The 15,372-nt window shown below is 65.3% G+C and carries 14 protein-coding genes; 5 read left to right on the forward strand and 9 right to left on the reverse strand.

Annotated features, from left to right (window positions below):
• Positions 1-228 precede the first annotated feature (228 nt).
• The 3 genes from ACLQ7E_RS02570 to fdxA form a co-directional block, all read right to left on the reverse strand.
• A complete protein-coding gene (locus ACLQ7E_RS02570; RefSeq protein ID WP_411730986.1) occupies positions 229-1,920 on the reverse strand; it encodes a citrate/2-methylcitrate synthase in 1,692 nt (563 codons plus the stop codon).
• Between the two features lie 103 nt (positions 1,921-2,023).
• Positions 2,024-3,133, reverse strand: coding sequence for a succinyldiaminopimelate transaminase (gene dapC, locus ACLQ7E_RS02575; protein WP_411730987.1), 1,110 nt, complete (start codon positions 3,131-3,133; stop codon positions 2,024-2,026).
• A gap of 11 nt (positions 3,134-3,144) precedes the next feature.
• Complete coding sequence (gene fdxA / locus ACLQ7E_RS02580) at positions 3,145-3,468, reverse strand: ferredoxin (RefSeq protein WP_411730988.1); 324 nt, start codon at positions 3,466-3,468, stop codon at positions 3,145-3,147.
• A 197-nt stretch (positions 3,469-3,665) separates the two neighbouring features.
• On the opposite strand from fdxA, the gene ACLQ7E_RS02585 reads away from it, so the two are divergent.
• Together ACLQ7E_RS02585 and ACLQ7E_RS02590 are read left to right on the forward strand one after the other, a co-directional pair.
• The gene (locus ACLQ7E_RS02585) at positions 3,666-3,908 is read left to right on the forward strand and encodes a hypothetical protein (RefSeq protein WP_411730989.1); all 243 of its coding nucleotides are present in this window, start codon (positions 3,666-3,668) and stop codon (positions 3,906-3,908) included.
• A gap of 76 nt (positions 3,909-3,984) precedes the next feature.
• Positions 3,985-4,500: a helix-turn-helix domain-containing protein gene (locus tag ACLQ7E_RS02590; RefSeq protein WP_411730990.1), complete on the forward strand. Its 516-nt coding sequence runs from the start codon at positions 3,985-3,987 to the stop codon at positions 4,498-4,500.
• 108 nt (positions 4,501-4,608) lie between these two features.
• Here the strand turns inward: ACLQ7E_RS02590 and ACLQ7E_RS02595 are convergent, their stop codons facing one another.
• The 4 genes from ACLQ7E_RS02595 to ychF form a co-directional block, all read right to left on the reverse strand.
• Positions 4,609-4,989: a hypothetical protein gene (locus tag ACLQ7E_RS02595; protein WP_411730991.1), complete on the reverse strand. Its 381-nt coding sequence runs from the start codon at positions 4,987-4,989 to the stop codon at positions 4,609-4,611.
• A gap of 40 nt (positions 4,990-5,029) precedes the next feature.
• Complete coding sequence (gene typA / locus ACLQ7E_RS02600) at positions 5,030-6,940, reverse strand: translational GTPase TypA (RefSeq protein WP_411730992.1); 1,911 nt, start codon at positions 6,938-6,940, stop codon at positions 5,030-5,032.
• 332 nt (positions 6,941-7,272) lie between these two features.
• On the reverse strand, positions 7,273-8,481 hold the full coding sequence (locus ACLQ7E_RS02605) for a mechanosensitive ion channel (RefSeq protein WP_411730993.1): 1,209 nt from the start codon (positions 8,479-8,481) through the stop codon (positions 7,273-7,275).
• A 482-nt stretch (positions 8,482-8,963) separates the two neighbouring features.
• On the reverse strand, positions 8,964-10,049 hold the full coding sequence (gene ychF / locus ACLQ7E_RS02610; protein WP_411730994.1) for a redox-regulated ATPase YchF: 1,086 nt from the start codon (positions 10,047-10,049) through the stop codon (positions 8,964-8,966).
• A 54-nt stretch (positions 10,050-10,103) separates the two neighbouring features.
• Between ychF and rmuC the strand changes: the two genes are divergently transcribed.
• Complete coding sequence (rmuC, locus tag ACLQ7E_RS02615; protein ID WP_411730995.1) at positions 10,104-11,378, forward strand: DNA recombination protein RmuC; 1,275 nt, start codon at positions 10,104-10,106, stop codon at positions 11,376-11,378.
• Positions 11,379-11,553: 175 nt separating this feature from the next.
• Here the strand turns inward: rmuC and ACLQ7E_RS02620 are convergent, their stop codons facing one another.
• Both ACLQ7E_RS02620 and ACLQ7E_RS02625 read right to left on the reverse strand, forming a co-directional pair.
• Complete coding sequence (locus tag ACLQ7E_RS02620; protein ID WP_411730996.1) at positions 11,554-12,654, reverse strand: 4-hydroxy-3-methylbut-2-enyl diphosphate reductase; 1,101 nt, start codon at positions 12,652-12,654, stop codon at positions 11,554-11,556.
• Positions 12,655-12,708: 54 nt separating this feature from the next.
• Positions 12,709-13,653, reverse strand: a complete 945-nt coding sequence (locus ACLQ7E_RS02625) for a hypothetical protein (RefSeq protein ID WP_411730997.1) — start codon at positions 13,651-13,653, stop codon at positions 12,709-12,711.
• Between the two features lie 137 nt (positions 13,654-13,790).
• On the opposite strand from ACLQ7E_RS02625, the gene xseA reads away from it, so the two are divergent.
• Positions 13,791-15,062: an exodeoxyribonuclease VII large subunit gene (xseA, locus tag ACLQ7E_RS02630; protein WP_411730998.1), complete on the forward strand. Its 1,272-nt coding sequence runs from the start codon at positions 13,791-13,793 to the stop codon at positions 15,060-15,062.
• Positions 15,059-15,295 carry an exodeoxyribonuclease VII small subunit gene (locus tag ACLQ7E_RS02635; protein WP_411730999.1) on the forward strand — a complete coding sequence of 79 codons (237 nt, stop codon included), beginning with the start codon at positions 15,059-15,061 and terminating at the stop codon, positions 15,293-15,295. Before xseA ends, ACLQ7E_RS02635 begins: the two co-directional genes overlap by 4 nt.
• Positions 15,296-15,372 lie beyond the last annotated feature (77 nt).

A 15,372-nucleotide genomic window follows, 5' to 3' on the forward strand; every position in this document is an offset into this window, starting at 1 on the left:
CGATGTGTGCGGGCGTGTACGCGGTGCTGTCCTCGTCGGGCGCGGGCGCGGGCACGGCCACGGCCGCGGGCGCGGGCACGTGCGCACACGTCGTGATCGACGCTGGGGCGTCGGGAGCGTGACCCGCCCCGGAGTGGATCACGATGTGTGCGGGCGTGCTCGTACTGGCGTCCCGGCTCGAGCGCGCGGCCGGCGCGGCGCGGGGCGGGGCGCCGACGCCGCCCCCGGCTACTCCGGGAGGTGGCGCAGGGCGGGGCCGGTGTAGACCTGACGCGGGCGGCCGATCTTGGTCGTGGGGTCAGCGATCATCTCGCGCCACTGGGCGATCCACCCCGGCAACCGGCCGAGGGCGAACAGCGCCGTGAACATCGGCGTCGGGAAGCCGAGCGCCTTGTAGATGAAGCCGGTGTAGAAGTCGACGTTCGGGTAGAGCTTGCGTGACACGAAGTACTCGTCGGCCAGCGCGACCTCCTCGAGCCGCATCGCCAGCTGCAGCAGCGGGTCCTGCACGTCGAGGCGGTCCAGCACGTCCTGCGCGACCTTCTTGACCAGCGTCGCCCGCGGGTCGTGGTTCTTGTAGACCCGGTGGCCGAAGCCCATCAGCTTGATGCCGGACTCCTTGCCCTTGACCCTGCGAACGAACTCGTCGACATCGCCGCCGTCATCCCTGATGTGCGCCAGCATGTCCATCACCGCCTGGTTGGCACCGCCGTGCAGCGGTCCGAACAGTGCGTTGATGCCGGCCGATACGGAGGCGAACAGGTTGGCGTGGGACGAACCAACCATGCGCACCGTCGCCGTGGAGCAGTTCTGCTCATGGTCGGCGTGCAGGATCAGCAGCTGATCCAGAGCCTTGACCATGATCGGGTCGAGATCGTAGGGCTCGGCCGGGAAACCGAAGGTCATCCGGAGGTAGTTCTCCACCAGCGACAGGGTGTTGTCCGGGTAGAGGAAGGGCTGCCCAACGCTCTTCTTGTAGGCGTAGGCCGCGATGGTCGGCAGCTTGGCCATGAGGCGGACGCCGTCTTCCTTGTTCTTGACCTTCTCCATGAAGTCGGCGGGCTTCAGGCCGTCGGACTGGATCTGGCGCAGCATCTTCAGCACGGCCTCGTTGGCACCGCCGTGGGCGGGGCCGAAGAGGGCGTTGATGCCGGCGGAGACCGAGGCGAACATGTTGGCGTTCGACGAACCAACCAGGCGCACCGTTGAGGTGGAACAGTTCTGCTCGTGGTCGGCGTGCAGGATCAGCAGCTGGTCCAGGGCCTTGACCATGACCGGGTCCATGTCGTACGGCTCGGCGGCCAGGCCGAAGCTCAGGCGCATGAAGTTCTCGACCAGGTTCATCGAGTTGTCCGGGTACAGCAGGGCCTGCCCGATGGACTTCTTGTGCGCGTATGCGGCAAGCACTGGCATCTTGGCCAACAGGCGGATGGTCGAGAGCTCGACCTGCTCCTCGTTGAAAGGATCCAGCGAATCCTGGTACCAGGTCGACAAGGCCGAGACGGCCGAGGACAGCACCGGCATCGGGTGCGCGTCGCGCGGGAAGCCGCCGAAGAAGCCTTTGAGCTCCTCGTGCAGCAGGGTGTGCCGGCGGATCTTCTGGTCGAAGTTCTCCAGCTCGGTGGCCGAGGGAAGGTTGCCGTAAATCAGCAGGTAGCTGGTCTCCAGGAAGCTGGACTTCTCGGCGAGCTGCTCGATCGGGTATCCGCGGTAGCGCAGGATGCCCTCATCGCCATCGATGAAGGTGATTGCGGACTTGGTAGCCGCGGTGTTCATGAAGCCGGGGTCGTACGTCACGCCACCTGTCGCCTTCAACAGGGGTGCGATGTTAAAGCCATTGTTGCCTTCTACCGCGGGCACAACAGGGAGTTCGATGCTGTTGCCGCCGAAGCTGAGCTGAGCAGAATTGTTTTCCGTCATTGTCTCTCCTAACCGGAATGCAGATGAATCCGATGGTCAGTAATCACTGTCACGCTACCGTTTAGTAGGCTCTTGACACCAATTGGTTGGTCACGTTTGTCTTTCAGACTGCCGCATTCAACCGCTCGACGGCACTACGAATGCGTTCGTCGCTGGCGGTGAGCGCGATCCTCACAAATTTCTCCCCGGCAGTCCCGTAGAACGCGCCTGGCCCGGCCACGATCCCCAGCTCGGCCAGCCGGCCCAGGGTGGTCCAGCAGTCCTCGTCCGCGGTGCACCACAGGTACAGGCCGCCTACCGAGTCCACGATGCGCAAACCGAATGCCCCTAGTGCCGGAACGAGCGCCTCGCGGCGTGCCCGGTACAGATCTTTTTGCACCCTGACGTGCTCGTCGTCGTTCAGGGCCGCAATCATTGCCGATTGCACCGGGGCCGGCACGATCATCCCCGCGTGCTTGCGGTTGTTGACCAGTGCGGGCATCAAGTTCGGCGCCCCGGCCACGAAGGCGGCACGGTACCCGGCGATGTTCGACTGCTTGGACAGCGAGTACACGCACAGCAGGTCGCTAAAGTCTCCGCCGCAGACCGATGCATGAAGGATGCTCGGAACTCCCGCCTCGTGTTCGCCCCAGCCGAGTTCGGCGTAACATTCATCCGATGCCACGACCGCGCCCAGGGAACGGGCGTCATCGACAAACGCCTTGAGCTCCGCGGTCCCGCGGACGATGCCCGTGGGGTTGCCCGGCGAGTTGACCCACACGAGCTTCACCCGCGCACGGTCGGCCTCCGAGAGCCCCTCCAGCGAATCCGCCGCGATCGAGTCGGCCCCGGCCAATTGCGCACCGATGTCGTAGGTGGGGTAGGCGACGAGCGGGCGGACCACCAGGTCGCCGGCGCCCAGGCCCAACAGCAGCGGTAGCCAGGCCACCAGCTCCTTGGAGCCAACGGTCGGCATGACGTCGTCGGCGGACAGGCCGCGCACTTCGCGCCGGCGTTCAAACCACTGCACGATGGCCTCGCGCAACTCCGGCGTGCCGTGGGTGGTGGGGTAGCCCGGGGCGTTTGCGCCGTCGCGCAGCGCCTGCATGATGATCTCGGGGGTGGGATCCACGGGGGTCCCGATGGAGAGGTTCACGGCCCCGCCCTCATGCTCGGCGGCGCGGGCCGCGTAGGGCGCAAGGGCGTTCCACGGATAGTCAGGGAGCGTCAGCATGGTGTGGCCGATCAGCCTTGGGTTTGTAGCGGAAGCACGGAAATCACGGGGTGGTCGATGCCCATGTTGCCGAGCTTGGCAGCGCCGCCCGGGGAACCGACCTCGTCGAAGAACTCCACATTGGCCTTGTAGTAGTCCGCCCACTGGTCCGGGACGTCGTCCTCGTAGTAGATGGCCTCCACCGGGCACACCGGTTCGCAGGCGCCGCAGTCAACGCATTCATCGGGGTGGATGTACAGCGAGCGTTCGCCCTCGTAGATGCAATCCACGGGGCATTCCTCGATGCACGCCTTGTCTTTGACGTCGACGCACGGCTGGGCGATGATGTAGGTCACGGTACCCGGGGCCTTCCTTTACAACGGATCATGAACTGTTTGGTCATGCGGCACGCGGCTACGCATGCTCTCCAATAGCTTAGTACCGTTGGACCCGCTTTGCCCCGTCGAACAGCGCCCTCGGTCACGAATGTGGCATCGGACACATCGGCGCCGGTGGGGCCGGCCAGGCGTGCGGCCCGGCCTAGACTCGAGGCATGAGTCCGGATTTCTTTTCCTCGCTTCAGGTGGGTGACCGCGTGGTCATTCGCTATCGGTTGGGGCCCGACGAACAAGGAAAAGCCGGCGAGCGTTTTTCAGATGCCCTTGGCCATGTCCGCTCGGTGACCGAGACCCAGGTGGTCCTCGAGACACGCGGCGGCATGGTCTCCCTTGACCGGGCCGGAATCACCCACGCCAAGGCCGTTCCTCCCCCGCCTGCCCGGCGGCAGCGCCGCTGACAGACCCCGCCGAAACCCACACGCCGAGCGATTTGAAAGTTTCAATCAGTGACGTGATTTCCCGTATGCTGAAACCATGGCCACAGATGAAGAGGTACAGGCCCGTGCCAGGGCGTTGAGCTCCCCGCTCCGCCTTCGCATCCTGCGACTTTGCTTGCACGAATCGCGTACCAACAAGGAAATAGCGGACATGCTGGACATCAATCCGGCAACGTCGCTGCACCACGTCCGCACGCTGCTCTCCAACGGATTCCTCGCTGCCGAGGAGACCCGACGGGGCAACCGCGGGGCCAAGGAAGTGCCCTACCGAAGCACGAAACTGTCGTGGGGCACCAAGCTGCCGGACGCCGCCCCCCTGCTCGTCGACACGTTCCTGCAGGAAATCGACGGGCTGGCTCCGCAGGAAATCCAGGTCATGCGCGTGGGCCTGAAGCTCAGCGAGGACACGCAGAAGGAGATGATGTCACGTATCCACTCTGTCATCGAGGACTACGCCATGCGCGACGCCGAGCCCGACGGGGTGGCCACCTCGCTTTTCCTGGCACACCACCTCGACATGAAGTCGACCAAGACGGCCCCTGGCGCCGCATAGGCACCGAGACATAAGGAAAGGCACCCGCCGAGGGCGGGTGCCTTTCCTTATGTCCTGCTATTGCGTTTTATTGCGCTGCGGAAAAGCCTGAACGACCGAAACTGGGGCTCAGCCGCGGGATCGCGCCGCGGCTCGCAACTGCCTGGAGGCCAGCAGGATCGCCACGATGACCGGGACGATGATGCCGTACACCCACATGCCGCCCGCCAGCGCCGGGCCCGGAAGCACCTTGAAGAACTGGGTCGAGACGATCATCTGGTTGTTCGCGTCGGTCGAGATCAATGCAACGAACACGTACGTCGCCAAGCCACCGAGGGCGCTGACCCACAGCTTGCCGCGCAGCAGGCCCACCCAATAGGTCAGGGCCCCCGTCAGCAGCAGCGCCAGGGCTGCTCCCCAGGGAATCGGGACGTCCCCCACGTAGCTAATCGAAGCGTGAAGGATAGTACCCACAACCGCGGCCAGCGCCCCGGCCGCTAATGCGGCCAAGACGCTGTACACGGTGGTGGCTACGGAGCCTGGTGCCTGATTAGTTCTTGGCCCGGGCACGGTGAGACTTGGCGCGGTCGCCGGCGTTCAGGATGAGCTTACGGATACGGATTGCCTCCGGGGTAACCTCAACGCATTCGTCCTCACGGGCGAATTCGAGGGACTCCTCCAGAGTCAGGTTGCGCGGCGGGGTCATGTTCTCGAAGGTGTCCGAAGAAGCTGCACGCATGTTGGTGAGCTGCTTTTCCCTCGTGATGTTCACGTCCATGTCGTCGGCACGTGAGTTCTCGCCGACGATCATGCCCTCGTACACCTCGGAGGTCGGCGCCACGAAGAAGGACATGCGCTCCTGGAGCTTGATCATCGCGAACGGGGTCACGACGCCGGAGCGGTCAGCCACGATCGAACCGTTGGTGCGGTATTCGATCGGACCGGCCCATGGCTCGTAGCCCTCAGCCAACGAAGCGGCAATGCCTGCACCGCGGGTGTCGGTGAGGAAGCGGGTACGGAAGCCGATCAGGCCACGTGCCGGAACCATGAATTCCATGCGGCACCAGCCGGTACCGTGGTTGGCCATGTTGGTCATGCGGCCCTTGCGGGCTGCCATCAGCTGGGTCACGGCGCCGAGGTATTCCTCGGGTACGTCGATGGTCATGTGCTCCATCGGCTCGTGCAGCTTGCCGTCGATCTGCCTGGTAACAACCTGCGGCTTGCCGACGGTCAGTTCGAAGCCTTCGCGACGCATCTGCTCAACGAGGATGGCCAGTGCCAATTCGCCACGACCCTGGACTTCCCAGGCATCCGGACGCTCGGTCGGAAGGATGTTCAGCGAAACGTTGCCGATCAGTTCCTTGTCAAGGCGGTCCTTGACCTGGCGGGCGGTGACCTTGGCACCCTTGACCTTGCCGGCCAGCGGCGAGGTGTTGATACCAATGGTCATCGAGATGGCCGGCGGATCAACGGTGATCAGCGGCAGCGGCTTCGGGTTTTCCAGGTCGGTGAGGGTCTCGCCGATCATGATGTCTTCGATGCCTGCAACTGCGACGATCTCGCCCGGTCCAGCGGACTCGGCCGGAACGCGGGTCAGACCCTTGGTGGCCAGCAGTTCGGTGATCTTTACGGTCTTGAGCTCGCCGTCCTGGCGGGCCCATGCAACCTGCTGGCCCTTGCGCAGCGTGCCGTTGAAGATACGCAGCAGTGCCAGGCGACCCAGGAACGGGGAGGCGTCAAGGTTGGTGACGTGTGCCTGAAGGACTTCGCCCTCGGTGTAGGTCGGGGCCGGAACGTGCTTGATGATGGTCTCGAACAGCGGCTCGAGGTCCTCGTTGTCCGGCATGGTGCCGTCGGCGGGCTGGTTCACCGAGGCGAAACCGGCCTTGCCCGAAGCGAAGACGATCGGGACGTTCAGAACCTTGTCCAGGTCCAGGTCCGGAGCCTCGTCGGCCAGGTCGGAGGCCAAGCCCAGGAGAAGGTCCATGGAATCGGAGACGACGCCGTCGATGCGTGCATCGGGACGGTCGGTCTTGTTGACCACGATGATGACGGGCAGGTTGGCAACGAGTGCCTTACGCAGCACGAAGCGGGTCTGCGGCAGCGGGCCCTCGGAAGCATCGACCAACAGGACAACGCCGTCAACCATCGACAGGCCGCGCTCGACCTCGCCACCGAAGTCGGCGTGGCCGGGGGTGTCGATGATGTTCATGGTCATCTTGTGGCCGTTGGCGGCCGGACCTTCGTAGAACACGGTGGTGTTCTTGGCCAGGATGGTGATGCCCTTTTCGCGTTCCAGCTCGCCAGAGTCCATCACGCGGTCTTCGGTTTCACCGTGGCTGTCGAAAGCACCGGTCTGCTGGAGCATTGCGTTGACCAAGGTGGTCTTGCCGTGGTCAACGTGCGCAACGATGGCAACGTTGCGCAGGTCTTCACGAGCGATGATGGTGGTATCTGACATGCGAAAAGGCTCACTTCTTCTAGAGAATTTGGGTCTCGGGGTTCGGGGCCACGACTGACCCAATTAACCATTCTAGTCCTAATGGGAAATCTGGTGTTAAACGTGCCTTATCTCACGCATGAACACTTGGTCGTGGTGCACCGGACGGGCTGGCCCCGCAGCGTCGGCAGTGGCGTCAATCCGCGCCGAGGGCCGCGTCCCCCACGCTTTGGGCGGCCAACCGCAGCGGGACGCTTCCAGGCAAGAAACAGGGCGGTTTCGGGTCAAGTGCCCGAAACCGCCCTGCCGGTGATCGCGCCGCAAACCGGCGCGTTGTTACTTGTTGTTGGTGCCTAACCCATTGGGTTCACCGGCCCGGCGTGTGCCGGGGGTACCGGTGGCGGCTGCTTGTTCTCCAGTTTCTGCAATGACCGGGCAGCAGCATCGCGCCCGCCCAGCCCGTAGGCGAGTGCAGCGGCCAGAGCGCCGCCGATGACCACCGCGCCAAAGGCCATGTTGATGATGGAGTCCGCCAGGCCCATGTACTTCAGGCCCATGGCGATGAACAGCGCGATCGTGGCCCAGCGGATCACCGTGGCCGCCGTTCCCGGTCCGACGATCGAGACCACGATGTTGGCGATCAGGAAACCTGCCGCGATGATCAGCCCGCCGAAGAGCACGCTGCCGCCCAAGGCCAGGATCTGGTTGAGAATGGCAGTGACTTCCGGGAAGTTCAGCTGGCGTGCCGCCATGATCCCGAAGAACAACATGATCGCGATCTTCACCAGCAACGCAATGATGCCCGAGGCGCTCCTGTCGGCGGGAACAATGCCCCACTTGTGCACAACCGAGTCGGTGCCGATTCCATGCAACGTGCTTTCCAGGATCGATCCAACAAATTTGGCGATGACAAAACCGATGGCCAGCAGGATCAGCGCAGCGATGATCTGCGGGATCGCATTCATGATCATGGTCAGCATCTGCTGGGCCGGGTCGGCGATTGCGGCGATGCCCAGCACCTGCAAGGCGCTGATACCCACCACGATAATTATGATCGCGAAGAGGAGGTTTCCGATGATGGCAATGATCTTGGCGTTTTGTTCACGCGTTTCCACAAGGTCGACTTCTGCCTCCCCGCGCCTGAACTTGGCAGTCAGCTTGCTGAAATCGACAGCGCCCAATGCCGTGGTCACCAACTGCCGCACGATCTTGGCGATCATGTAGCCGATGAAGAAGATGATGCCCGCACCGATGAGGTTCGGAACGAAGCCCATGACCTTGCCGAGCAGATCTTGCACAGGTGTCAGGACCTCGGAGAGTGCGAAGACCTGCAAGATGGCTACCAGCCCAAAGAGCCAGATGATCAGTGCCGCAACTTTGCCGAGTGATTCCCCAAGTTGTTGTCCGTCGTTCCCCTGACGCTGTAAGCCCTTTACCCGCCCCACGAGTTTTCCAATGGCCCATTTGACCACCTTGGCCAACAGCCAGGTGACCACGAGGATTATCAAGGCTATGACGACCTTCTGCGCCATGCCAGCCCAATCGAAACTTTCCATGTTCATGAGAAATCCTTCACTTGGAGGAATCGTGCCTGCGAACTGCTGTCCTTTTCGAATGAGAGTGCTGACTATAGGAAACATGTTCCGTGGCGCTAAAACAACCAGTGGTTCCGCGGGGCGGCTACGGTTTCAATGCGTTTGAGGGGCTCACGCAACGGAATGGCCACAATCAGGGGTAGCTCACAACGGTCAGGCATCGTCTGGGCGCAGTTTCATGACGTATCGAGTGTTTCTTCTACTCATTCATTTGCCGTCCGAGGAACGACAAGAAGCTCACGTGCCGTGTTGACATTCGCCGGTCGACCAGCAGGGCGGGAGGTCGCACCAAACGAATGCGGCTTGGCAGCTCGGTCGTTAGGCCGGGGGGCGACACCCAGGGAGGCAAAACGGAAAGGATCCTCCGCTCCGTGGGAAATGTCCCGTGGAGCAAAGGATCCTTGTACGTCGGCGGGCGGGTCAATCGCCACCGGCCGGTGCGGCGCACACTAGACGTTGAAGCGGAACTCCACTACGTCGCCGTCTTTCATGATGTATTCCTTGCCTTCGATGCGCGCCTTGCCCGCGGCCTTGGCTGCGGAAACAGAACCGGCCTCGACCAGCTCCTCGAAGCCGAAGACCTCGGCCTTGATGAAGCCGCGCTGGAAGTCGGTGTGGATGACGCCGGCGGCCTGCGGGGCGGTGGCGCCCTTGGGGATGGTCCAGGCGCGGGTTTCCTTCGGGCCTGCGGTCAGGTAGGTCTGCAGCCCAAGGGTGTCGAAGCCAACGCGGGCCAGCTTGTCCAGGCCGGACTCGGTGTAGCCGGCGTCCTCAAGCATTTCCTCGGCTTCTTCCTCGGTCAGCTCGGCAAGCTCGGACTCGAACTGGGCGTCGAGGAAGATGGCCTCGGCGGGCGCGACGAGCGCGGAGAGCTCTGCCTGCATCTCGGCGTTGGCCAGGCCCTCTTCATCGGTGTTGAACACGTAGATGAAAGGCTTGGTGGTCATCAGCTGCAGCGGGGCCAGCTCGTCGATATCGATTCCGGCGGCCTTGCCGGCGGCGTAGAGCGTGTCGCCCTTTTCGAGCACCTTCTGCGCGGCCTTGACCGTCTCAATGAAGGAAGCATCGATCTTCTTGGCGCGCAGCTCCTTGTCGAGGCGCGGCAGCTGGTTCTCGATGGTCTGCAGGTCGGCGAGGATCAGCTCGGTGGCGATCGTCTCGATGTCCGAGGCCGGGTCGACCTTTCCGTCGACGTGGATCACGTCGGGATCCGAGAAGACGCGCGTCACCTGGCAGATGGCCTCGGCCTCGCGGATGTTGGCCAGGAACTTGTTGCCCAGGCCTTCACCTTCCGAGGCGCCCTTGACGATGCCGGCGATGTCCACGAAGGACACGGTTGCCGGCAGGATGCGCTCGGATCCGAAGATCGACGCGAGCACCTTCAGGCGTGCATCCGGCAACGGCACGACACCCACATTGGGTTCGATCGTTGCGAACGGGTAGTTGGCCGCGAGGACCTGCGCGCGGGTAAGAGCATTGAACATTGTTGACTTGCCGACATTGGGCAGTCCGACGATTCCGATTGTAAGAGCCACGGAAGTAGAGTCTACCGTCCAATAAGTGTCGGTGCGTGCTGGCATGGTTTTCCCATGGATGCTTTGTTCTGGGTAGCGGCCTTCGGCTCGCTGGTTGTCGGTTTCATTCTGGGTGTAATCACATGGTGGTACCTCAACCGGGTGCCAAGGTCAGCTGCGCTGGCCGAGGCCAGCGCGGTTCGCGACGAATTGGCGCTGACCGCGCAGCTGCTGGCCGGGGCGCAGGCCCAGGTGGCCGAGCTGCGCGAGCGGGTCACGGAGGATCGTGTGCGCGGGAACGAGGACCAGACGGTGCTCCGGGCCCTGGCCCCGGTCGCCGAGCAGCTGCGCCAAGTCCGCCAGCAGGTCTCGACACTGGAACGCGACCGCGTGGAGCAGTTCGGGCAGCTCAGCGAGCAACTGGTCCAGGCTGCCCAAAACGATTCCGAACTTTTGCGCACCACCAATTCACTGGCCGCAGCGATGGGCAACAATGCCGCGCGCGGCACCTGGGGCGAGGCGCAATTGCGCAGGGTGGTCGAGGCCGCCGGCATGCTGGCCCACGTGGACTTCAGCGAACAGCTACGCACATCCGAGGGGTTGCGCCCCGACATGGTGGTTCGGCTGCCGGGAAACAAGATGATCGCGCTGGACTCCAAGGTCCCGCTGGCCGCATACCTGAAGGCGCAGGAGCTTTCGGGGGCCCCGGACGCGGCTTCACGCACCAAGGCCAAGGAGCATATGCAGGAACATGCCAAGGCCCTGCGCCGCCACGTCGACGCCCTGGCGGCGAAGTCCTATTGGAATGCAGTGGACGGCAGTCCGGAGCTGGTGGTGTGTTTCCTGCCTGCCGAGTCGTTCCTGGCCGACGCGCTGGGCGCAGACCCGGCGCTGCTGGACCATGCGTTCGGCAAGAACGTCGCATTGGCGTCGCCTGCAACGCTGCTGGCCATGCTCAAGGGGCTGGCGTTCGCGTGGCGGCAGGAGCTGCTGACCGAAAATGCGCGCGACCTCTTTGTGCAGTCCCGTGAGCTGTACGAGCGGCTGGGGACCATGGGCGGCCATGTATCGAAGCTGGGTGCTTCGTTGCGTGGCAGCGTGGAAAAGTACAACGCGTTCGTCGGTGCCCTGGAGTCCCGGGTGCTGCCCAGCGCCAGGCGCATCCGGGACCTGGATCCGGGGCTCGGTGCGGAACATGATCCGGCGGCTGCGTTGCACGGCCTTCCGGTCATCGAGGCGACCCCGCGCGCGCTCGGTGCCGGTGAGTTGCTCGAGGCCGCAGATGCGGATGCGCTCGAGGCCGCGGCACCGGGTGTGTTGCCGTTGACGCGGCGCGACGCCCTGGACTGAGGCTGCCATCGGGCCATCTGCCATCTGCTATCTGGGCGACGGAACGCGCTGCCGGCGGCGAAGCGGCACGGTCCCTGAGTGTCGTTAAGCGGCAGTGGCGTGGTGCCCGCCAAACGGCGGGGACCACGCCACGCTGCCGGCAACACCGCTCTTGCGGGTGCGCCGTGCCTGAAAGCTAGCTGCTGATGTCCGACTTCGTGATGCGTCCGCCCGGACCGCGGGAGTCATCTCCCGCTTCCTTGAGCTTGGCGCGGATCTCCTTGGGCAGCGAGAAGAGGATGTCTTCCTGGGCAGTGGTGACCTCCTCGACGGTGCCGTAGCCGTACTCGGCCAGCAGCGCCAGCACGTCGCGCACCAGGACCTCGGGAACCGAGGCGCCGGAGGTCACCCCGACGGTGGTGACGCCCTCGAACCAGGCCTCATCGACCTCGGAGGCGTAGTCCACGCGGTAGGCCGCCTTCGCCCCGTATTCCAGGGCCACCTCCACCAGGCGCACCGAGTTCGAGGAGTTCGAGGAACCGACCACGATGACCAGGTCGCTCTTAGGGGAGATGGCCTTGATCGCGTCCTGGCGGTTGGTCGTGGCGTAGCAGATGTCGTCGCTGGGCGGATCCTGCAACTTGGGGAAGCGGGCGCGCAGGCGGCGGACCGTTTCCATGGTCTCGTCTACGCTCAAGGTGGTCTGCGAGAGCCAGATGAGCTTGTCGGGGTTTGTGACCTCGATGGTGTCTGCCTCGTCGGGGTTGTTCACGATCTGGGTGTGCTCCGGCGCCTCACCGTAGGTGCCCTCGACCTCTTCGTGGCCTTCGTGCCCGATCAGCAGGATCTCGTAGTCCTCCCGGGCGAAACGCACCGCTTCCTTATGGACCTTGGTGACCAGTGGGCAGGTGGCGTCGATGGTGCGCAGATTCCGCTCGGCCGCGGAGGCCACAACCGCCGGGGAAACGCCGTGGGCGGAGAAGACGACCAGTGCGCCCTCGGGCACCTCGTCGTTTTCCTCCACGAAGATGGCGCCGCGTGCCTCAAGGGTGGAGACCACGTGCAGGTTGTGGACGATCTGCTTGCGCACGTAGACCGGCGCTCCGTAGTGCTCCAACGCCTTTTCCACCGCGATGACGGCACGGTCGACGCCGGCGCAATAGCCGCGCGGGGCGGCCAGCAGGACATTGCGTTCGCCCTTGATCGGCGCCGCGGCGGCGATTTCCGCCGGTGTGCGACGGTTTCGCGGGATCTTGGGCATCGGAAGGGAGACCTGAACGGTGGAACTGGTAGCCATGGGTCCAAGTCTACTGGGGCACACAAAATTGGCGGCGCGGATTCCGCCACCGGCCTAGCCGCGCACCGGGACGTCCCGGTCCCGCGCCGCCCACCAACCCCACACCGCTCCCAGGAGCAGCAGCACGATGCCGGAGGTGACAAGGATCGTGGCGACGGCGGCCAGCTCACCCTCCAGCGCGGCGAGCATCCGGGCGGTGACCAAGCTCTCCACCCCGGGGGCGGCAGCGGTGGTGGTCCCCGGCCCGAGGTAACCGATCCAGAGGCGGGCACCGCCGCCCAGGGCCAGTGCCATCAACCCGCCGGAAAGCACCGCCCATGGCCGCCCGCTTCGGGTGGCGAGCAGGAGGCCTGCCGCCGCGGCAACCAGGGCACCGGCGAGCATCCATCCCCAGGCGCGGGCCACCGAGAGCCAGGCGTTCAGGGTTTCGGTGGGAAGTTGCTGCGCACTTGGCCACCCGGTGTCCAGCACCGCTGGCGGCAACGAGAGAGTCGTCGGCAAAAGGGCCCCGAGGGCCGAGCCGTCGAGGGAGGCCTGCAGCGTGTCGTATCCGCTGCCCAGCAGCGGGGCCAGGTCGAGGCGCAGCGTGACCTGCCCGCCGCCGGCAGCCCCGGCCACATCTGCGGCATCTGCGGCATCCGCGAGCCGGGTGGTGAAGTCGGCACGGGCGGTTTCGATGGTCGTGGCCCACGCGGCGGGGAAGCCCGGTCCATCGAGCAGGGCTCCGCCGGCGGAGTCGATCGCGTCCTGCAGCGGTCCTGCCAGTTGCCCGGGTATCGCGGTGTCGCCGGTGAGGCGCTGCCCCAGCACTGCGCCGAGCTCGTCGGGCAGCACCCGGCGCAGCTCGGGGTCGGTTGCCAGCGGGCCCAGGATGCGCTGGAGCGGCTCCGGGGTGTCGATCATGGTGGAGGCTGCGGATCCGAGCAGCGACCCGGTGCCCAGCAGCACGGCGGCAAGCAGCAGGACGACGGCGGCGATGTTGCGCAGAGGTGTTGGCATTCTCACGTTGCTCCTGCATCTTGGTGCCGGGGCGGCGGGGCGCCCGTGCCCGGCGGCAGCGTTTTGTCCCACGTTAGCTGGTATCAATGGTGTTGGTGTAGTTTCGAATTTCAGCACCAAGGAAGGCGCGCACCCACGTGGAGCAAGCACAAGAAGCACAAGGTTCGCTGCCGCGCACCGCCGCGGCGACCACCCCGCAGAACCCCTGGCCGCTGCGGGTACTGAGCGAAAAACTGAAGCAGCACATCGAGAACTCCCCCGAATCCTGGGTGGAGGGCCAGCTGCTGGAGGCGAACGTCCGCAACGGGCACGCGTACCTGACGCTGCGCGACGTGGATGTCGACTACTCGTTTTCGGTGACCGTCTGGGCCTCTGTGATGCGCTCGCTGGACATGCCGCCCGAGGTCGGCTCCCGGGTGGTGGCGCGGGTGAAGCCCAGCTTCTACGCCAAGACCGGCAGGCTCTCGCTGAACGCCTCCGACCTGCGGCCGGTCGGGCTCGGCGACCTGCTGGCCCGCCTCGAACGCCTGCGCCGCGCACTCTTTGACGAGGGGCTCTTCGATCCTGCGCGCAAGCTTCCGCTGCCGCTGCTGCCGGGCCGCATCGGGTTGATCACCGGGCGGGACTCGGATGCGGAGAAGGACGTCGTGCGCAACGCCACGCTACGCTGGCCGGCGGTGCAATTCGACATCCGCAACACCGCGGTGCAGGGCGTCAACGCCGTCGGGGAGGTCATGGCCGCGCTGCGCGAGCTCGATGCCAACGAAGACGTCGACGTGATCATCATCGCCCGCGGCGGCGGCGCGCTGGAGGACCTGCTGCCGTTCAGCTCCGAGGACCTGGTGCGCGCCGTCGCCGCCTGCGGCACCCCGGTCATCTCGGCCATCGGGCACGAGGCCGACCGGCCGATCCTTGACGACGTGGCGGATCTCCGCGCTTCGACCCCCACCGATGCCGCCAAGCGGGTGGTGCCGGATCTGGCCGAGGAGCTGGCCAACCTGGCCCAGGCCCGGAACCGGCTGGACCGCGCGGTGCGGGCGAACGTCGAACGCGAAACCCAGCGCATCTCCTCGCTGCGGGCCCGCCCGGTGCTGGCCAACCCGGGCTCGATGGTGCAGGGCCGCCGGGAGGACCTCGTCCGGCTGGCCCAACGCAGCACCCTGGCCATGCGCGCCTCGCTGGCCCGCGGCCACGATTCCATCGCGCACTTGCGGGCCCAGGTCCGCGCCCTGTCCCCGCAGCAGACCCTGGACCGCGGCTATGCGGTCATCCAACTGGCGGACGGCGGGGTGCTCCGCTCCGCCGCGGACGCCCCGGCGGGCAGCGAGATCCAGGTGCGCCTGGCCCGCGGCCGGCTCTCCGCCACCGTCACCCACAGCCATCCCCCGGAAGAAGGAAACACCCCATGAACCCCGAAGCAGCAAACACCGACATCGCCGCGCTGAGCTATGAGCAGGCCCGCGAGGAGCTGGTGGCCGTGGTCGCGCAGCTGGAGACCGGCGCCGCGACCCTGGAACAGTCCCTGGGGCTATGGGAACGCGGCGAGGCGCTGGCCGCCCGCTGCGAGGCCTGGCTGCAGGGCGCCACGGCGCGCCTGGATGCCGCACGCGAGACCAACGGGTCCGCCTCCCCCTCGTCCTGAGGATCCATGCCCGCGGAGGTAGTCCCGAGACGGTTTGCCCGAAGCGGTTCGCCCGAGACCCGGGGTGTGAACTTCCG

It is taken from the genome of Paeniglutamicibacter sp., from assembly GCF_046714615.1.
Lineage (GTDB): Bacteria > Actinomycetota > Actinomycetes > Actinomycetales > Micrococcaceae > Paeniglutamicibacter.

Bases quoted from the DNA above. Each gene is read 5' to 3' on its own strand.
- ACLQ7E_RS02570 (WP_411730986.1), bottom strand. From the start codon at position 1,920: ATGACGGAAAACAATTCTGCTCAGCTCAGCTTCGGCGGCAACAGCATC.
- dapC (WP_411730987.1), bottom strand. From the start codon at position 3,133: ATGCTGACGCTCCCTGACTATCCGTGGAACGCCCTTGCGCCCTACGCG.
- ACLQ7E_RS02585 (WP_411730989.1), top strand. From the start codon at position 3,666: ATGAGTCCGGATTTCTTTTCCTCGCTTCAGGTGGGTGACCGCGTGGTC.
- ACLQ7E_RS02590 (WP_411730990.1), top strand. From the start codon at position 3,985: ATGGCCACAGATGAAGAGGTACAGGCCCGTGCCAGGGCGTTGAGCTCC.
- typA (WP_411730992.1), bottom strand. From the start codon at position 6,940: ATGTCAGATACCACCATCATCGCTCGTGAAGACCTGCGCAACGTTGCC.
- ACLQ7E_RS02605 (WP_411730993.1), bottom strand. From the start codon at position 8,481: ATGAACATGGAAAGTTTCGATTGGGCTGGCATGGCGCAGAAGGTCGTC.
- rmuC (WP_411730995.1), top strand. From the start codon at position 10,104: ATGGATGCTTTGTTCTGGGTAGCGGCCTTCGGCTCGCTGGTTGTCGGT.
- ACLQ7E_RS02620 (WP_411730996.1), bottom strand. From the start codon at position 12,654: ATGGCTACCAGTTCCACCGTTCAGGTCTCCCTTCCGATGCCCAAGATC.
- ACLQ7E_RS02625 (WP_411730997.1), bottom strand. From the start codon at position 13,653: ATGCCAACACCTCTGCGCAACATCGCCGCCGTCGTCCTGCTGCTTGCC.
- ACLQ7E_RS02635 (WP_411730999.1), top strand. From the start codon at position 15,059: ATGAACCCCGAAGCAGCAAACACCGACATCGCCGCGCTGAGCTATGAG.